The 18,226-nt window shown below is 60.4% G+C and carries 21 protein-coding genes and 1 tRNA gene; 12 read left to right on the top strand and 10 right to left on the bottom strand.

Translation table 11 applies throughout. From position 1 onward, the window contains the following. Positions 1-392 precede the first annotated feature (392 nt). The 3 genes from H6979_01300 to H6979_01290 form a co-directional block, all read right to left on the bottom strand. A tRNA-Ser gene (locus H6979_01300) sits at positions 393-483 on the bottom strand. 72 nt (positions 484-555) lie between these two features. Next, the gene (locus H6979_01295; protein MCP5138482.1) at positions 556-840 is read right to left on the bottom strand and encodes a hypothetical protein; all 285 of its coding nucleotides are present in this window, start codon (positions 838-840) and stop codon (positions 556-558) included. Position 841: 1 nt separating this feature from the next. Continuing rightward, a complete protein-coding gene (locus H6979_01290) occupies positions 842-1,750 on the bottom strand; it encodes a 4-hydroxy-tetrahydrodipicolinate synthase (GenBank protein MCP5138481.1) in 909 nt (302 codons plus the stop codon). Between the two features lie 145 nt (positions 1,751-1,895). Here H6979_01290 and H6979_01285 point away from each other — a divergent pair, with 145 nt between their 5' ends. From H6979_01285 to H6979_01270, 4 genes are all read left to right on the top strand, one after another. Further along, positions 1,896-2,423, top strand: coding sequence for a glycine cleavage system protein R (locus H6979_01285; protein ID MCP5138480.1), 528 nt, complete (start codon positions 1,896-1,898; stop codon positions 2,421-2,423). Positions 2,424-2,452: 29 nt separating this feature from the next. Then, a complete protein-coding gene (locus H6979_01280; GenBank protein MCP5138479.1) occupies positions 2,453-2,920 on the top strand; it encodes a peroxiredoxin in 468 nt (155 codons plus the stop codon). 85 nt (positions 2,921-3,005) lie between these two features. Further along, positions 3,006-4,481, top strand: a complete 1,476-nt coding sequence (locus H6979_01275; protein MCP5138478.1) for a M48 family metallopeptidase — start codon at positions 3,006-3,008, stop codon at positions 4,479-4,481. Further along, positions 4,478-5,239 (top strand): VacJ family lipoprotein, encoded by a 762-nt coding sequence (locus H6979_01270; protein MCP5138477.1) that lies wholly within the window; start codon positions 4,478-4,480, stop codon positions 5,237-5,239. Before H6979_01275 ends, H6979_01270 begins: the two co-directional genes overlap by 4 nt. Before the next feature lies 1 nt (position 5,240). Here the strand turns inward: H6979_01270 and H6979_01265 are convergent, their stop codons facing one another. Genes H6979_01265 through H6979_01240 form a run of 6 tightly spaced genes read right to left on the bottom strand, consistent with a single transcriptional unit; the run spans position 5,241 to position 9,317 of the window. Beyond that, positions 5,241-5,552: an STAS domain-containing protein gene (locus H6979_01265; protein ID MCP5138476.1), complete on the bottom strand. Its 312-nt coding sequence runs from the start codon at positions 5,550-5,552 to the stop codon at positions 5,241-5,243. After that, a complete protein-coding gene (locus H6979_01260) occupies positions 5,549-6,199 on the bottom strand; it encodes an ABC transporter substrate-binding protein (protein MCP5138475.1) in 651 nt (216 codons plus the stop codon). Before H6979_01260 ends, H6979_01265 begins: the two co-directional genes overlap by 4 nt. A gap of 15 nt (positions 6,200-6,214) precedes the next feature. Beyond that, a complete protein-coding gene (gene mlaD / locus H6979_01255) occupies positions 6,215-6,709 on the bottom strand; it encodes an outer membrane lipid asymmetry maintenance protein MlaD (GenBank protein ID MCP5138474.1) in 495 nt (164 codons plus the stop codon). A gap of 12 nt (positions 6,710-6,721) precedes the next feature. Beyond that, positions 6,722-7,489, bottom strand: a complete 768-nt coding sequence (gene mlaE / locus H6979_01250; GenBank protein MCP5138473.1) for a lipid asymmetry maintenance ABC transporter permease subunit MlaE — start codon at positions 7,487-7,489, stop codon at positions 6,722-6,724. Next, on the bottom strand, positions 7,489-8,304 hold the full coding sequence (locus tag H6979_01245; GenBank protein MCP5138472.1) for an ATP-binding cassette domain-containing protein: 816 nt from the start codon (positions 8,302-8,304) through the stop codon (positions 7,489-7,491). The genes mlaE and H6979_01245 overlap by 1 nt, the downstream gene beginning before the upstream one ends. Continuing rightward, positions 8,301-9,317: a fructose-bisphosphate aldolase class I gene (locus tag H6979_01240; protein MCP5138471.1), complete on the bottom strand. Its 1,017-nt coding sequence runs from the start codon at positions 9,315-9,317 to the stop codon at positions 8,301-8,303. The genes H6979_01245 and H6979_01240 overlap by 4 nt, the downstream gene beginning before the upstream one ends. Before the next feature lie 171 nt (positions 9,318-9,488). Here H6979_01240 and H6979_01235 point away from each other — a divergent pair, with 171 nt between their 5' ends. The 8 genes from H6979_01235 to H6979_01200 are packed head-to-tail and all read left to right on the top strand — an operon-like array spanning position 9,489 to position 16,337. Further along, positions 9,489-9,959, top strand: a complete 471-nt coding sequence (locus H6979_01235; GenBank protein ID MCP5138470.1) for an SUF system Fe-S cluster assembly regulator — start codon at positions 9,489-9,491, stop codon at positions 9,957-9,959. Positions 9,960-9,977: 18 nt separating this feature from the next. After that, on the top strand, positions 9,978-11,429 hold the full coding sequence (gene sufB, locus H6979_01230; GenBank protein ID MCP5138469.1) for a Fe-S cluster assembly protein SufB: 1,452 nt from the start codon (positions 9,978-9,980) through the stop codon (positions 11,427-11,429). Positions 11,430-11,464: 35 nt separating this feature from the next. Next, entirely contained in the window at positions 11,465-12,238 is a 774-nt protein-coding gene (gene sufC, locus H6979_01225) for a Fe-S cluster assembly ATPase SufC (protein ID MCP5138468.1), read from the top strand. Then, a complete protein-coding gene (gene sufD, locus H6979_01220) occupies positions 12,235-13,554 on the top strand; it encodes a Fe-S cluster assembly protein SufD (GenBank protein MCP5138467.1) in 1,320 nt (439 codons plus the stop codon). Before sufC ends, sufD begins: the two co-directional genes overlap by 4 nt. Then, positions 13,554-14,828: a cysteine desulfurase gene (locus H6979_01215; GenBank protein MCP5138466.1), complete on the top strand. Its 1,275-nt coding sequence runs from the start codon at positions 13,554-13,556 to the stop codon at positions 14,826-14,828. Before sufD ends, H6979_01215 begins: the two co-directional genes overlap by 1 nt. Continuing rightward, positions 14,825-15,277, top strand: coding sequence for an SUF system NifU family Fe-S cluster assembly protein (locus H6979_01210; GenBank protein MCP5138465.1), 453 nt, complete (start codon positions 14,825-14,827; stop codon positions 15,275-15,277). The genes H6979_01215 and H6979_01210 overlap by 4 nt, the downstream gene beginning before the upstream one ends. A gap of 9 nt (positions 15,278-15,286) precedes the next feature. Beyond that, on the top strand, positions 15,287-15,838 hold the full coding sequence (sufT, locus tag H6979_01205; protein MCP5138464.1) for a putative Fe-S cluster assembly protein SufT: 552 nt from the start codon (positions 15,287-15,289) through the stop codon (positions 15,836-15,838). Positions 15,839-15,842: 4 nt separating this feature from the next. After that, positions 15,843-16,337 (top strand): histidine phosphatase family protein, encoded by a 495-nt coding sequence (locus H6979_01200; protein ID MCP5138463.1) that lies wholly within the window; start codon positions 15,843-15,845, stop codon positions 16,335-16,337. On the opposite strand, the gene sppA is transcribed toward H6979_01200, so the two are convergent. Further along, positions 16,334-18,199 carry a signal peptide peptidase SppA gene (sppA, locus tag H6979_01195; GenBank protein MCP5138462.1) on the bottom strand — a complete coding sequence of 622 codons (1,866 nt, stop codon included), beginning with the start codon at positions 18,197-18,199 and terminating at the stop codon, positions 16,334-16,336. The two genes, H6979_01200 and sppA, sit on opposite strands and share 4 nt — an antisense overlap. Positions 18,200-18,226: the final 27 nt, after the last annotated feature.

The raw sequence follows: 18,226 nt of genomic DNA, 5'->3' as shown, positions 1-18,226 counted from the left end.
CCTGATGATTGTCGGAATGCATCTCGAAATGTTCGCCGGTTGGCTGAAATAACCACTACTCAAACAATGGTTACTGCCGCCCGCCTGGGCGGATCAACGTCGCCTGCTCGGCTGAGCCGTTCGCTCACCACTCACGCTCGAAGTTACTTACTGTGCGTCGTTGCGCACGAATTTTTCCACATGAATGGCCAACGCATGGGCATGCACTGCTCATGCAATCCGAACTGGAATGGGAGCGCACAGAGAATGCGGGCGCAGAATGCACCGGCGGGCGGCGCGAAAACGCTCTTGCGGTCTGGAGCAACAAATGCGGTCCGGAGTGGGTCGCAAATTAGGCTAGATTTCGCCTTCTGCTGTATTCATAAGTAATTGTTTTATAACAACAACATTAGTGGCGGAGAGGGTGGGATTCGAACCCACGTTACGGGGTTACCGTAAACACGCTTTCCAAGCGTGCGCCTTCAGCCACTCGGCCACCTCTCCGGATCGTCTGTTCGGCTGGAAACGGGCGGAAAGGTTAGCCCGTTGCGGCCTGCGCTTCAATGCGCTGCCGTATCAGTCAGCAGCTTTCTCTTTGCGAAAGTAGTCGGGTGGCCGATCCAGGCAGTCGCTGATGACGCCAGCCTGATCGGCGGGCGGCGGGGCCGGAACGGCCATCGCCGTGGAACGGTCTGGTACCTCCAGCCCCTCGGGGATCTTGAGCTCGGGCAGGCTGGTGCTCTGCTGATACTCCTTGGGCTTGGCACAGCGCTTGTCCGGCGATGAGGAAAAGCAGCCCGTCAATACGGCGACTGACAGCAGCGCAAGGAGCCCGGTCTTCGACATCACCGTGGATAACAACTCAGCGTGCTCCTTCAGCCAGGCTGGGCCGCTGATCGAGCACGCCGGCCCGACGCATGGCTGCCTCGACAGCCGGTCGACAGTCCGCACTGAGCGCCGTCAGCGGCAAACGCAGCCCGCCGGGCATCAGGCCCAGGCGTTCCACCGCCCACTTCACCGGAATCGGATTTGACTCGACAAACAGCTCCTGATGCAGGCCCGCAAGGCGGCCGTCCAGTTCCGTAGCCAGCGTCCGATTGCCTTTCAGCGCGGCCTTGCACATATCAGCCATCAGTGCGGGGGCTACATTGGAAGTCACCGAGATAACCCCCTGCCCGCCCTGAAGCATGAACTCGCAGCCAGTCGCATCGTCACCGCTGAACAGCAGGAAATCCTCGCCACAGGCCTCGCGCAAGGGCTGCAGGCGACCCAGATCCCCGGTTGCCTCCTTGATGCCGATGATGCCGGGATGTGCGGCCAGGCGGGCAACGGTGGCCGTCTGCATGTCGACGCCGGTCCGGCCCGGTACATTATAGAGGATCAGCGGCAACTCCAGGGCATCGGCAATTGCGACGAAGTGCCGGTATAGCCCCTCCTGGGTCGGCTTGTTGTAGTAAGGCGTGACGACAAGGTAACCGTCAACCGGAAGCCCGCCGACGGTCCGCGAAAGGTCGATGGTCTGCGCTGTGGAATTGGATCCGGTACCGGCGATTACGGGGATCCGCCCGGCAGCGCGATGGGCGGCAACGCGAATGACTTCGACGTGCTCGGCCTTGGTCAGGGTACTGGCCTCGCCGGTGGTGCCGGCGATTACCAGCCCGTCCGTCCCCTGCTCCATATGCCAGTCAACCAGACGCTCAAGGCAGCCGAAATCGAGCGCCCCATCGTCATTCATGGGCGTAACCAGCGCAACAAAGCTGCCTGAGAACATTGCGAGCGGACCGGAGACCGGGAAGAGGCAGCGATGGTACTGAGGCTGCTGCGGGGTCGCAAGGGCACCGCCGACAATGCCTTGATGCAGGTCCATTTACCGGTACACTGGCCGCTCATTTTTCAGGGCTTCTGCACGTTCATCCATGGAAAAACTTCTGGCGGTCACAGCAATAGGACCGGATCGCGCCGGCGTGGTTCGCGATCTGAGTCATGCCATCAATGCCGCTGGCGGCAGCATCCGCGAGAGCCGCATGATCGCTCTCGGCGCCGAGTTCGCGGTGATGATGCTGGTCTCGGGCAACTGGCACACGGTGGCCAAGCTGCAGAGCAGCCTGCTGGCGCTTCAGCAGCAATCCGAGCTGACGGTTACAGTGCGCGAAACCCAGCCGCGACCGGCCGAGACTGCGGCACCCTACTCCATCGACGTGGTTACCCTCGATCACGAGGGTATTGTTTTCGGCCTGTCGAACTTTTTCGCCACTCGCGACCTCGAAATATCCGAGGTCAACACCCGCCGCTACAATGCACCGCATACCGGCGCGCTGATGTTCAGCGTACAGATGACCGTGAACATACCGCGCACGGTGCACGTTGCGACCCTGCGGGAGGAGTTCATGGAATACTGCGACGAGCAGAACCTCGACGCGGTGATGGAACCGGCACAGCGCTGAACGAATCCGGCTGACAGACAGGAAATCACATGAGTACCGTTACCGTTGGCAAGGTCGTCCCGAATTTCAGGCTGCCGGCTACCGGCAACCAGCAGATAGAACTCAAGGATCTGCGCGGCAGGAATGTGGTCGTGTATTTCTACCCGAAGGACAGCACACCGGGCTGCACCACCGAAAGCTGTGACTTTGGCGCCCTGCACGACAAATTCCGGAAAAAAAATGCGGTGATCCTCGGCGTATCGCGTGACTCCCTCGCATCACACGAGAAATTCAAGGCAAAATTCGAGTTCCCTTTCGATTTGCTGTCCGATGCGGATGAAAAACTCTGCCGGTTGTTTGACGTGATCCGCGAAAAGAACATGTACGGAAAGAAAGTGCTGGGCATCGAGCGCAGCACCTTTCTCATCGATACCGACGGCAGATTGCAACGCGAATGGCGCAAGGTCAGCGTCAAGGGCCATGCCGCAGAAGTCCTGGAATCGATCAGCACAAACTGATACCGCCACGGACAGGCGTATGCCCTACACCCTATCGAACACAGGCCCCGCCTCCCGGAATGGATCATGGGCCGGAATAATCCGCTTGTATCTGCGGAATCTGGTTTTGTCCCTGGTCATGACCTGCCTGATCGTCCCGCCGCTGCCGGCAACAAGCAGCGACTTGCCGGATATCGGCAGTCCGGGCGACTCGGTACTGTCCCGCGACCGTGAACTGCAGATAGGTCGCAGCATCTACCGCAGCCTGATCGACACCGACCGCGTCATGAGCGATCCGGAAATCCAGGAGTATGTGCAGGACATCGGGCAGAAGCTGTCCGCCCAGGCACATGACGGCGATTTCCAGTTCAATTTCTTTGTCGTCAATGACAATGCGATCAATGCTTTTGCACTTCCGGGCGGCTATATCGGTGTTCACTCCGGCCTGATCCTTGCAACCAACAGCGAGAGCGAACTTGCCGGAGTCATGGCCCATGAAATCTCGCATGTAACACAGCGGCATATATCGCGTGCAGTCTATGCGAACCAGCGCAACAGCATTCTCAGCATGGCCGCTATGCTTGGTGCAATCCTGCTTGGAGCCGCAGGGGGCAGCAGCGATGCGATTACGGGCGCCATCGCCACCGCACAGGGCGTAACAGCCCAGCAGCAGATCAATTTCACCCGAGCCAATGAATATGAAGCCGACCGCGTTGGTGTCGGCGTGCTGGCCGCCGCAGGCTTCGACCCGGAAGGTATGCCGGCCTTCTTTGAGACCCTCGCCAGACAGACCGGACCGCTGGCGAGTCAGGCACCCGAGTTTCTGCGCACACATCCGGTAACCGTAAACCGCATCGCGGAAACGAGGGAGCGTGCCGCTTCACTGCCGCGTCCGGAAGTCCAGGATGCGGCCGGCTATTCCCTGACCAAAGCGAGGATACGTGTCCTGACCAGCCCCACGCCGGAAAAGGCGCTCGACTTCTTCCTCGGCGAACAGCAGAACCCGAAGAGCATCGGCAATCTGGGTACCGATTACGGGGTCGCGCTGGCACGTATGGAACTGGGCCAATACGACATCGCACGTGACCAGTTCAGAAATCTGCGCACAGCCCATCCGGGCGTAATCCCCTTCCATACCGGGCAGGCAAATGCAGAACTTGCCCTTGGAAACAGGAGCCAGGCCTTTGCCATATTTGACCAGGCAATGGCGCTGTTCCCGCGCAATGTACCGCTCACGGTGCACTACGCCGAGGCACTGCTCGCCAACGGGGACGCAAAAAAAGCCCACCACATTCTGCTTGATCTGCTCAACAATGTTCCACCGACCGCCAAGCAGGTGCGCCTGATCGCACTGGCCGCAAGCGCCGCCGGTGACACAGCGGAGGCGCATTACTATATGGCGGAGTTGCACCTGATCAAGGGTGATGCAACGATGGCGGCTGACCAGCTTCGGCTGGCCCTGTCCATTCCGGGGCTGAACAGCGTGCAGAAGGCACGTTTCAATGCGCGGCTTGAGCAGATCCAGGAATGGGTGGATAAAGAACAAAAAGCCCGCCGGCAAAACAACGGAAATGCACAATGAATGCCTGGGATAAATCGCGCTCGGCCGTGGTGGCACTGGTCTTGATTATCAGCAGCGGCTGCGCCAGTACCAAAGCTGTCGAGAACCAGGAAGCCTACGACCCGATCGAACCCTTCAACCGGGCGATGTACAAGGTCAACGACATCGGCGACCGGTACTTGTTGCGACCGGTTGCCGTGGGCTACGAGCGTGGACTCCCGCCCCAGATGCGGAGCGGGATCCAGAATTTCTTCAGCAACCTCAAGTACCCGATCACCATCGTGAATGATTTCCTGCAGGGAAAATTTCGCACCGGTGGTCACGATACGGGTCGCTTCGTCCTGAATACCACGGTAGGCCTTTTCGGTTTTTTTGATCCGGCGACACGGGTCGGGCTCAAGGAAAATGATGAGGACTTTGGCCAGACGCTGGGCAAATGGGGCGTCGGCGAAGGCCCGTACATCGTGCTGCCCTTGTTTGGCCCCCGCACGTTGCGCAGCCTGACCGGTGATGTTGCCGATTCACCGTTGACCCCGCTGATCGATCTCACCAACGACAACGTCGATGTCAGCTGGGCGCTCTGGTCGGTGTATCAGGTGGACAAGCGGTCACGCCTGCTGGATGTCGACCAGCAGATTCTCGAAGCTTACGACCCCTATCTTTTTGTACGCGACGCCTACCTGCAGAACCGGCGTTATCGCATGTATGACGGGAACGTTCCGGTCGACGACAGCTACCTGGACGACATGGACGACATGGACGACATGGACGACAAATAGACTAGCCGCCGTTACCCGTCACCAGCATCTCCTCGACGCCACTCAGCCGGGCGATAGCAAGCAGTTTGTCCGGCAAGTGGGTGAAGCTGACCGAGCGGCGCTCGGCTTGCCCCCAGCGCAGCCATTCCAGCAGCAAGGCAAGGCCTGCGCTGTCCACTTTGGTTACGCCACCGAGATCAATGGAAAGATCGGAGTCGCCGACAAACGTCCTGCGGCTCACATCCAGCAGTTCACCAGCGGTCGCAAAGACCAGCGGTCCACTGAGACGCAGCTGACCAGTTCCGACGGAGCGCAACTCAGGCGTCGTGGTCATTTGGGAGCGGCACCAGGAACTGCAGGCTTGGGACCGGGACTGGCAATGGTGTCCATCTTGGCTGCATCGGCCTGCAGGCGGGCAATGACGGCATCGATACCCTTGGCACTGATTTCAGCGTTGAACTGGTTACGGTAGTTCTGTACGTATGAAATACCTTCGATGCGCACATCGAAGGCGCGCCAGCCGTCTTTGGTCTTATGCAGGCTGTAGTTCACGGGCAGCGTGGTACCGTCGTCCAGCTGCATGATGCTTTTCACGACCGTATTCTTCGGGTCAGGTACGGCACTGGCTGCCGGCAGAATCCGCACCTTGTCGCGCTCAAAACGCAACACATGACGCGCATAGCTGTGCAGCAGGAAGTCATAGAAAGTATCTATGAACTTCTTGCGCTGCTCTGGCGTTGCGGTGCGCCAGTTCTTGCCGAGTACCAGCCGCCCGGCATAGTCGGTATCAAATACCGGCAAAAAGACTTCATCGACGAGTTTGTAGAGCTCGGCCGGGTTGGCTGCCAGCCAGGCCTGTTTGCCCTCGATATGCCTCGCCAGGGTCTCGGCCGTCTCGGTCACCACCTGATCCGGGGTGCGATTGTCGGCCTGTACAACAAGGGACAGGAGCACCAGGGCAAGTGTTGCGAAAGTCTTCATGAGCCGACCATCCTCCTATTCGGAACCGGCAGGCGATGCCGAGGTACCGCCCTCTTCAGCCTTGCTGAACAGAAACTTGCCGATCAGCTGTTCGAGTATCACCGCTGATTGCGTGATCTGCAGCTCACTACCTTCAGCGAGATAGGTATCGGAGCCACCAGCCCCGATCCCGATGTACTTGCTGCCCAGCAAACCCGCCGTCAGGATGCTGGCGTCAGAATCATCCGGGATGCGGTTGAACTGACTGTTAATGCGCATCGTAACGACAGCGTCGAGCCGATCATTGTCGAATTTTATGCTCTCGACCCGACCGATGTTCACACCCGACATCGTCACCTGCGAACGCACCTTCAGGCCGGCTACATCTTCAAAACGCGCCGTTACCCGGTAGCCTTCATCCCCGGCATATTCATCGAGGTCCGTCGTCTGGGTCGCCAGAAATAGCAGGGCCGCAAAACCCAGAAATACGAACAGCCCGGTACCGAGCTCACGTGGTCTGCTGCTTTCCATGCCGTATCGTCCTCAAATCAGAAATGCGGTGATCATGTAGTCGAGTATCAGTACGGCGATCGAGGTGGTAACTACCGTACGCGTCGTCGCCATGCCGACACCCTCGGCCGTAGGCGCACAATTGTAGCCTTCGTAAACAGCGATCAGGCTCGCGGCGATGCCGAACACAATGCTCTTGGACACGCCTTCGCCAATATCAGACGGATCGACATACTCCTGCATCTGCGACCAGAACGCGCCACCGTCCACGCCCATGATATACACGCCGATGAACCAGGCACCAAGAATGCCGATGGCATTGAATACGGCCGTCAGCAGCGGTACCGATATGGCGCCACCGACAAACCGCGGTGCAACGATGCGCCTGATCGGGTCGATGGCCATTACTTCCATGGCGGCCAGCTGGTCCGTGGCGCGCATAAGGCCGATTTCCGAAGCCAGGGCCGTACCGGCACGCCCGGCAAACAGCAGTGCAGTGACTACCGGGCCCAGTTCCTTGATAAGCGTCAGCGCGACACCCGCACCGAGGATGTCTTCCTGACGGAGACGAGCCAGCGAATCGTAGCCCTGCAGACCGATCACCATGCCGACAAAAAACGCCGAGGTCATGATGATCACCAGCGACAGCACACCGGCATTGTATACCTGAGCCGAAATCAGCCTGGGCCGGGTAAATGCCGCCGGGCATTGCGCAAGAATCGCGCCCAGAAACAGTACAACCGCCCCCAGCTTGCGCATGGAGGCCAGCAGGCTGTCCAGCAACTGCATGAACAGCGTCATCAGGAACCGCCCAGCAACTGCTGCCGATAGTCGGGCGCAGGATAGTGGAAAGGTACCGGGCCGTCGGCTGCGCCTGTCATGAACTGGCGAACCAGTTCGGACTCACTGTCCGCAAGCTCGTCGGGCCGACCGCTGGCGATAACCTTGCCTTCCGAGATAACAAAACAATGATCCGCAATATGCGAGATCTCCGCCACATCATGCGAGACCACAATACTGGTAAGCCCCAGTGCATCGTTGTTGAGCCGGATCAGGCGCAGAACCACACCGAGCGAGATGGGGTCGAGCCCCGAGAATGGCTCGTCGTAGAGCAGCAACTCCGGATCCAGAACCATGGCCCTGGCCATCGCCACGCGCCGCGACATGCCACCGGAAAGTTCGGAGGGCATGAGGTTCGCCGCGCCACGCAAGCCTACCGACTGCAATTTGGTCAGCACCACGTTGCGAAGCAGTCGTTCGGGCAGGTTGGTGTTTTCGCGCACCGGAAAGGCAACATTTTCGAAAACGCTGAAATCCGTCAGCAACGCGCTGTTCTGGAACAGCATGCCCATCCGCCGGCGGAGCGCATAGAGATCGGTTCTGGACAGGCGGGGCACTTCCTGCCCCGCAACCCGGACGCTGCCCGCATCCGGCTTGAGTTGCCCCGTGAACATGCGGAGCAGTGTCGTCTTGCCGGTACCGCTGGGACCCATGATCGCCGTGATACTGCCACGGGGAATCGCAAGTTCCAGGCCATCAAAGATCAGCCGGCTGCCTCGCGAAAAACGCAGGCCGCTGATCTCGATCAGGTTGTCAGCGGCCGAAGCGGCTTTCACGCAGCTTCCATCGCAGGTTTGTACTTCCCGCCATGTGCCAGCCCGTTCAGGCGGGCCCGCTTGTAGAACTCGGCCTGACCTGCCTTGACGTTTTCAGCCTTGCCTCCCCAGGCCTTGAGCACAGGTGCCTGCAACGCCCGGCCATAAGAGAAGGTTACCTGCCACGGCAATCCGCCCAGCACGTTGATCGCGCTGAGGTGCTCGGTGGCCAGTTCGGAACTCTGCCCACCCGACAGGAAGGCGATACCGGGCACGCTCGCCGGAACCATCGACTTGAGGCAGCGGACCGTTGCTTCGGCAACCTCGGCAACCGATGCCTGCTGTTTGCAGTCCGTACCCGATACGATCATGTTCGGCTTCAGAACAATCCCTTCAAGATCAACGCGATGATGGCGTAACTCAATGAAAGTTCTCTCCAGTGCTTCAGAGGTCACCTGCGCGCAGCGGGCCTGCGTATGGTCGCCATCCATCAGCACTTCCGGCTCGACGATCGGAACAATACCGGCTTCCTGACACAGTGCTGCGTAACGAGCCAGCGCATGGGCATTGGCCTGCAGGCACCAGGCGGATGGAATTCCGGAACCGATCGTGATGACGGCGCGCCACTTGGCGAAACGCGCACCGAGACCCGCGTACTCCTTCAGGCGCTCGCGCAGGCCGTCGAGACCCTCGGTAACCTTCTCGCCCGGGAAACCTGCCAGGGCCTTCGCGCCGGCATCGACCTTGATGCCCGGGATAATGCCCTGCTGCGCAAGGTATTTCGCAAAGGGCACACCATCACGCGTGGACTGACGGATGGTTTCGTCATACAGGATGACGCCGCTGATGAATTCCGCAGCACCCGGCGTGGTGAAAAGCAGATCCCGATAGGCGCGACGATTTTCTTCGGTCGACTCAAGCCTGATTGCGTCAAAGCGCTTCTTGATAGTGCCCGAGCTCTCGTCAGCGGCCAGAATTCCCTTGCCCGGCGCCACCATCGCCTGAGCGATTGCGGCCAGAGACTGCGCAGTCATGACATAAACCTCCGCTTGTGATCCAGCTGCCGATGACCGCAGCCCGTTATTTTTAGGTTCGCAAGGATAGCAAATTCTGCGCAGCGGCTGAGTTCAGATATCGGCAACAGGCCGGGCCGGCAGGCTTCCCCCTATTCCCCTGAAAAGCATATTGGACTAAGATGGTCCCATATGCTTCGCATCAGTAAATTGACGGACTACGGCACGATGATCCTCGTCTACCTCGCAGCGCAGAGGAGCGAGGTCTGCTCTGCCAACGATGTCGCGAACGGCACTCGTATTGCGCTGCCTACCGTACAAAAGCTGCTCAAGATCCTCGCGCGTGGAGATCTGGTGCACTCGTTGCGCGGTGCAGAAGGCGGCTACGCATTGTCGCGCCTGCCGAAGGACATCAGTGCGGCAGAAATCGTCGATGTACTGGAAGGCCCCCTCAGCATTACCGAGTGCAGCATGACCGATAGCCAGTGCGAACTCGAGGATGGCTGCCCGGTTGGCGATGCATGGCAAAAAATCAACCGCACCATCCGTTGCGCACTGGACACCGTAACGCTGGCGGATCTCGCCCATCCGCCGCATGAATTTCCTTTGCACGACCTTTCGGCACGACGCGGCAGGTCGCCGGAACGCCGCTCATCGGACTGAACGGGCCACCGAACAAGCATGGACAGTAAATTGCAGAACCCTGGTCTCAACGAACTGGTCAACCGCCGCTACCAGCATGGCTTTGTCACCGACATCCAGTCAGATACGGTGCCGCCTGGTCACAGCGAGGAGGTGATCCGCTTTATCTCCCGGAAGAAAGACGAGCCGGAGTTCCTGCTTGAGTGGCGACTGAAAGCTTACCGTCACTGGCTGACAATGCGCGAACCGGGCTGGGCCCGGCTGCACTACCCGCCGATCGACTACCAGGACATCTCGTATTTCTCGGCGCCGCGGAAGACACCCGGACTCAAATCCATTGACGAGGTAGACCCGAAACTTCTTGCCACCTACGAGAAGCTGGGTGTACCGCTGCACGAGCGCGCCCGGCTTGCCGGCGTTGCGGTAGATGCGGTGTTTGACAGCGTTTCGGTCACAACCACTTTCAGGGAAAGGCTCGCAGCTGCCGGCGTGATCTTCTGCTCGTTCTCCGAAGCGGCCCGCGAACACTCCGACCTGGTCCGGCAATATCTCGGTACCGTTGTCCCCTACCGCGACAACTATTTTGCCGCACTGAACTCGGCAATGTTTACCGATGGCTCCTTTGTCTATATTCCGAAGGGCGTGCGCTGCCCGATGGAGCTGTCCACATACTTCCGGATCAACCAGGCCAAGACCGGCCAGTTTGAACGCACCCTGATCATCGCCGAGGAAGGCAGTCACGTCAGCTATCTCGAGGGCTGTACAGCGCCACAGCGTGACGAAAACCAGCTGCATGCAGCGGTCGTCGAGCTGGTTGCCCTCAAGGATGCGACCATCAAGTATTCCACGGTACAGAACTGGTATCCCGGCGACGAGGACGGGCGTGGCGGCATCTACAATTTCGTCACCAAACGCGGTGACTGCCGCGGCGCCAATTCGAAGATTTCATGGACCCAGGTCGAGGCCGGTTCCGCCATCACCTGGAAATACCCGAGCTGCATTCTGCGCGGCGACAACTCCGTCGGCGAGTTTTACTCTGTTGCCGTCACCAACAATCTGCAGCAGGCCGACACCGGCACCAAGATGATCCATATCGGCCGCAATACGCGCAGCACCATCGTTTCGAAAGGCATTGCGGCCGGACGCTCGCAGAGCGCCTACCGCGGCCTGGTCAAGGTACTGCCGACAGCCGAAGGTGCGCGCAACTTCACGCAGTGCGATTCACTGCTGATGGGCAGTCGCTCTGCCGCGCATACCTATCCGTACATGGAAATACGCAATCCCGGCGCGATTGTCGAACACGAAGCCACCACCTCGAAGATCGGTGACGACCAGCTTTTCTATTGCCGGCAGCGCGGCCTGTCGCAGGAAGACGCGGTCAATCTGATCGTCAACGGCTTTTGCAAACAGGTGTTTCGCGAACTGCCGATGGAATTCGCCGTAGAGGCACAGAATCTTCTCAACGTCAGCCTGGAGGGCGCAGTCGGCTGACCGGCCGCGCGTATCGCTTGCAGCAATCAGCACCACTGTTGACCATCACTGACCTGCGGGTCACCGTCGCCGGCAAGGAAATCCTGACCGGCATGAACCTCGTGGTACGCGCTGGCGAGGTTCACGCCGTCATGGGACCAAATGGCTCCGGCAAGAGCACCCTCGCCCATGTGCTGGCCGGACGCGAAGGCTATACGATCACTTCGGGTTCCGTGAGTTTCCGCGATCAGGACCTGCTGTCCATGGAGCCGGAAGAGCGGGCGCGGGCCGGCCTTTTTCTCGGCTTCCAGTACCCGGTAGAAGTCCCGGGTGTCAGCAATGTCTATCTGCTGCGAGCGGCCCTGAACGCCCGCCGCAAGGCGCGCGGCGAAGCGGAGATCGATGCGGCACAGTTTCTTCGCCTGGTGCGCGAAAAAGCGAAACTGATGCAGATGAACGAGAGCTTCCTGAATCGCGGCGTCAACGAAGGTTTCTCGGGTGGCGAAAAGAAGCGCAACGAGATATTCCAGATGGCAGTGCTGGAACCGGTACTCGGCATACTCGATGAAACCGACTCGGGGCTCGACATCGATGCCCTGAAGGTGGTGGCCAATGGCGTGAACAGTCAGCGCGGTCCGGACCGCGCGTTTGTGCTCATAACGCACTACCAGCGTCTGCTGGACTACATCCGGCCCGACTTCGTGCATGTGCTGGCCGGCGGGCGGATCATCCGGACCGGCGACAGGTCACTGGCTCTGGAACTTGAGGCCGAGGGTTACGACCAGACGGTCGCGGCGGCGAAAAGCCAGACACAGACAGCAGCACGATGAACACCGGGTTCAATCCGATCTGGCGCGACGCCTGTCAGCGCAACAGGAACGCCATTCCGCAACTGACCTGGTTGACGGAGCTGCGCGACTCGGCAATCAACGTATTGGCTGAAAATGGTCTGCCTGACATCACGCAGGAAGAATGGCGCTACACCAGTCTCACTGACTACATGCAGCGCGGAGCTGCCTGTCTCGCCAACGAGGCCACGGCAGCGGATACGGCGACACCCGGACCGACCACTGAAGAATCCGTAGGCCAGCCACACCTGGAATTGCTGGACGGCCTTCTGGAAGGACCGGGCTCCGGCGCGCATGTGCTGTCAGCTGGCATCGAGGTACACAGTTTGCGCCAGCTCAGCCCTGAGTTGCGCGCCCGCGCTACCGGACTCCTGGCCAGCCACAGTACGCCGGACGATACCCGGCCACCACTGGCGGCGCTGAATCTGGCACTGCTCAGCGACGGTTTGTACCTGCGCTGCACGGCGACCGCCGACACGCCGCCCCCTCCGCTGCACCTGCGCCTGACCAGTAGCGGCACAGCGATGGCGCAACCGCGCCTGCTCATCGAACTGGCACCCGGCAGCCGGATGAGCCTGATCATCGAACATCGCAGCGCAGCCGGCGCAGTCGCGAATGCCGTCACGCAAGTCCACTGCGGCGCTGGTTCGCACCTTGATCTGCTGCGTATACAGGATCTCCCGGCTGATGGCTTCCTGACCGAGACCACGCATATCGAACTCGACCGGGACGCAATCCTGTCCGCTACCAGCCTCGATTTCGGCGGGCAGCTCGTGCGCCAGGATCTTTCAGTGGCGCTGAATGGCGCCGGTGCGATCGCCAACATCAATGGCGCATTTGTCGTCGATGGTCACCGGCACATCGACAATCACACCACGATCGACCATCGTGCTCCGGACACCGGCAGTCGCGAGATGTTTCATGGACTCGCGACCGGCCACGGCCGGGGGGTATTCAATGGGCGGATCATCGTGCAGCCCGGTGCAGTGCGCACGGCGTCGGCCCTCAACAGTCGCAATCTGCTGCTCGCCGGAACCGCCGAAATTGACACCAAGCCCGAACTCGAGATCTTTACCGATGATGTCCGCTGCAGTCACGGCGCGACCACCGGTGAACTTGATGCGAATGCGCTTTTCTATCTGCGCACACGCGGCCTGGGGCCGGACGAAGCGCGTCAGGCACTGATCACGGCATTTCTCCATGCGACGCTGGCGCTCATCAAACCGGAGGATCTCGGCGTACGCGTGGCTGCCCGGCTTCAGTCGCGCCTGGAAGCACTGGACGGAGCGGCAATCTGATGAACAGCAAGTCAAACAGCCCGGCGACTGCCGAAACCGGCAGGCTTCCGCCCGCTGCCGGGCTTGATGTCGAGGCCATCCGGCGTGACTTTCCGATCCTGCATCAGCAAATCAACGGCTACCCGCTGGCCTACCTGGACAGCGCGGCATCGACGCAGCGGCCCGTACAGGTAATCGATACGATTTCCCGCTACTACACGCAGGATCACGCCAATGTACATCGGGGTGTGCACACCCTGAGTCACCGCGCCACGGATATCTATGAAGGTGCACGGGAATCTGTACGCAGCTTCATCAACGCCCGGTCGACGCGCGAAATCGTATTTACCCGCGGCACCACAGAGGCCATCAATCTTGTTGCCGCGACGCTGGGGCAGCGCCTGACTGCTGGCGACGAAATCCTGATCAGCGAAATGGAGCACCACTCCAATATCGTACCGTGGCAGATGCTCTGCGAGCGCAGGGGCACCATTCTCCGTGTGGTGCCGATCAACGACGAGGGCGAACTGCTGTTCGATGAGTATGAGAAACTGCTCGGCAAGCGCACACGCCTCGTAGCCATCACCCACGTATCAAATGCACTCGGCAGCGTGAATCCGGTCCGGCAGGTCATTGCCAGCGCACATGTCCGCGGTATACCGGTACTCATCGATGGCGCACAGGCGATCGCCCACCAGGGCGTCGATGTACAGGCGCTGGACTGCGATTTCTACGCATTTTCCGGTCACAAGATGTGTGGACCGACAGGCATCGGTGTGCTCTATGGTCGCGAGGAACTCCTGGAAACGCTGCCCCCGTATCAGGGCGGTGGCGACATGATCCTCACCGTCAGCTTCAGCGGCACGACCTACAATGAACTGCCCTACCGTCTCGAAGCCGGTACACCGCATATCGCCGGTGCTGCCGGGCTTGGCGCCGCCGTCGACTACCTGCGCCAGGTCGGCATGGGCAATATCGCCAGCCATGAAGCCGATCTGCTGACCTACGCAAGCAATGCACTCAGTGCCCTGCCCGGTCTGCGTCTGGTCGGCACGGCCGCACACAAAGCCGGTGTCGTGTCGTTCAACGTGGACGGGATTCACCCGCACGATGTGGGCACAGTCCTCGACCAGCACGGTGTGGCAATACGCGCCGGCCACCACTGTGCGATGCCGGTGATGGAGCGTTTTGGAATCCCCGGAACCGCGCGTGCTTCTTTTGCGTTCTACAACACGCGCGCCGAAATCGATCAGATGATCGATGCGCTGCGCCTTGCGATACGGATGTTCGCGTGAGCGCAGCGGATACGTCGTTGACGGATCTTTACCGGCAGACGGTGCTCAGTCACAGCCGTCATCCACACAACCGTCGGCGACCCCAGGCATATGACCACGAGGCTGAGGGCCACAACGCCCTGTGCGGCGACAAGATTCATGTCTACCTGCGCCTGCAGGATGATGTGCTGGCCGATGTTGCGTATGAGGCGAGTGGCTGTGCCATCTCGCTGGCCTCGGCCTCCATGATGAGCGATGCGGTCACCGGCAGGACTGTCGCGGCCACACGCCAGTCGATCGATGATTTCATGGCCGGCTTGTCCGGCCCGGAAACCGGAAAACTGGAAGGCGAGCTCGCTGCCCTCGGCGGCGTGCGCGACTATCCATCGAGAATCCGCTGCGCGACGCTGCCCTGGCAGGCGCTGCGCGCAGCACTTGATGCGGTTCAGGAGACCGTAACAACCGAATGAGAAACTGCAATGAACGGAATCGATAACGAACCGGTCGTCATTCGCCGCGATGTCGAGGGACTCGTGGTGCCAAACGGCATTCCGGTAACCCTGCCCAAGGACTCACTGGCGTACATCACCCAGGCGATGGGCGGCAGCTTTACCGTGTATTTCGAGGGCAACCTGATTCGCGTGGCCGGCGCAGACGCTGATGCACTGGGCAAGGAACCAACAGTCCCGCCAACTCTACCGGACAATGCCACCGATGAGCAGTTTGAAGCGCTCGCCTGGGAGCAGCTGAAGACCATCTACGACCCGGAAATCCCGATCAATGTCGTGGACCTCGGGCTGGTCTACGGCTGCTCGATCGAAAAACGCCCTTCCGGAGATCGCGTCGTCAACATCATGATGACCGTGACCGCACCAGGCTGCGGGATGGGCGAAATCCTGCTCGAAGAAGCCCGACAGAAGATCAGCCTGCTGCCAACCGTGGCTGAAGTGAATGTGGAACTGGTCTTCGACCCGCCATGGAACCGGGACATGATGTCCGAGACCGCAAGGCTGGAAACAGGGCTTTACTGACTCCATGCTCCGCCGGCTGACACTGCTTCGCCACGCGAAGTCTTCCTGGCAGGAAGCCGGAACCAGCGACCATGACCGGCCGCTGAACCAGCGCGGCCAGCAGGATGCGCCGGTGATGGGCCGCCGCCTGCTCGCACGCGGCTCCAGACCATCGCTGATCCTTTGCAGCCCCGCGGTGCGGGCCCGCCACACGGCGCAAATCATCGCGCGCGAACTTGGCTACCCGCCGGAATTTCTCCAGCGCGAGCCTGAACTGTATCTCGCCACACCGGAACAGATTGTTGCGGTGCTTGCCCGCCAGGCTGATTCCTTCAGGGACATCATCGTCTGCGGGCACAATCCCGGCCTGACGGATCTCGCCAATCAGTTCACGGGCAGCGGCATCGACAACATACCGACCTGCGGCATGGCAGTGATCGACCTCGACCTGGACAGCTGGGCAACCCTTGCGACTGCATCAGGCAGTCTGCACCTCTTCGATTATCCGAAAAAGTCCTAGTCGATACTGCAGAAGCAGTGATAGTAGAGACTGCGCGGATCGTTGAGCGCTGTCAGGGCCTTCACTTCCCGATCGATGGCGCGCATCGCGTGGCGCACCAGCCCGGACGGAATCGTCTCCGGTGCGCGCAAGCCCAGCACACTCAGCACCCGGACGCTCCGCGTGATCAGCTCGGCGGCCAGCCGCTGGCCGAAGGACATCTCGGGCTGGATGTAGCGGCGCCCATACTTGCCTGCGTCCAGTCCGGCACGGTTGGCCGCAGCCTGTACGGCCTCGTCCAGTCCACCGATGCTGTCGACCAGACCGAGTTCCTTGCCATCAGCACCTATCCAGACACGCCCCCGGGCGATGCTGTCGGCGCGCTCGGGCGTCATGTCACGGGCAGCAGCGACGTGTCCAACAAATATCCGGTAGGCATCCTCTACGCTGGCTGTCAGGATGCGGCGCGCATCATCGCCCAGCGGCCGGTCGAGCCGCAGCTGCCCGGCGAGTTTCGTGGTACCGAAGCCATCGACATGCACGCCGAGTTGCTCCAGACCGCGCTGTACAGTGGGCAGAATCGCACCGACACCGATGGACCCGGTGATCGTGGTATCGCTCGCCCATATCTCGTCCGCCGGCATCGCGATGTAGTAACCGCCCGATGCAGCGACAGAACTCATCGACGCAATCAGCGGCTTGCCAACCGCCCTGAGTGCATCGAGCTCATCACTGATGACCTGTGATGCGAACATGCTGCCGCCCGGGCTATCGATGCGCAACACCACGGCATCAATGCTGTCATCCAGTCTGGCCTCACGAATCTGGTAAGCAAGCGTATCTCCGCCCACGGTTCCGGGCGGTGCCTCACCATCCACGATCTCACCGGCAGCGACGATTATTGCAACGTTGTGCTCATGCGGCTCCGCAAGCCTGCGTTCGATCGCAGTCGCTGCGAGATACTCCTTGAAATCTATACCGCTGTAGCCGCCGTCGTCGGCATCGTCCGGACCGACCATACCGGTGACGTAGTCATCAAACTCGGGACGGGACATGAGCCTGTCCACCAGATGTGCGGCTACTGCGGCCTTGGCCGCATGGCCTCCGGCATTCTCGATATGGCCGGCAAATTCATTGCTGTAGTCATCGAGCGCTTTCACTTCCATGCCGCGCGCGGCGGCAACGTCCCGCTCCCACGCGCTCCACAGAGAGCCAATCCATCGCTGACTTGCCTCCCGGTCTGCTGCCGACATGTCATTCCGGGTGAAGGGCTCAACGAACGACTTGAACTCACCTACCTTGAAAACGTTGACGTCAACGAAGAGTTTGTCGAGCGCACTCTTGAAGAACATCCGGTAGTACTCATAGCCATCCAGGTAGACCATGCCCAGGTCATGCATGATCACCTCATCGGCGCGCGATGCGAGATAGTACTGATCCCGCGTATAGCCGTTGCCAAACGCTATGACCTTCTTGCCCGCGGCACGCACCTTGTCAACAGCCAGTGCAATGGTCTGCAATTTGGCCAGCCCGCCTGACTCCAGCCCGTCGAGATCGAGGACGACCGCCTTGATCCGGTCATCGCTCGCGGCATATTCCAGGCTGTCGGTGATATCGCGCACCAGTGTCTGTGGCTCAGCCTGGTTGTTGAACTGGGCGATCGCACGATCGAGCGGGCTGCCCTCGAGTTGCTCGACCAGCGCCCCACCGGGATTGATTACCAGGGCGGCTGTCGACGGAACGGGCGCCACACCACTGGCCAGCCCGGCCAGCACCGCGATGAACAGAGCGAGCAGGAGAATGAGATGCAGGACCCTGCGCAGGGTATCGAGCCCGTACCAGATCGCCCGTGCCAGTTTCGCCATGAATCCGGAAATCGACATCGAAACCTCTCCGTTTGTCCCTTCGGG

This window comes from Chromatiales bacterium (assembly GCA_024234935.1).
Classification (GTDB): domain Bacteria; phylum Pseudomonadota; class Gammaproteobacteria; order Steroidobacterales.
This window is presented reverse-complemented; position numbering and strand designations above follow the sequence as displayed.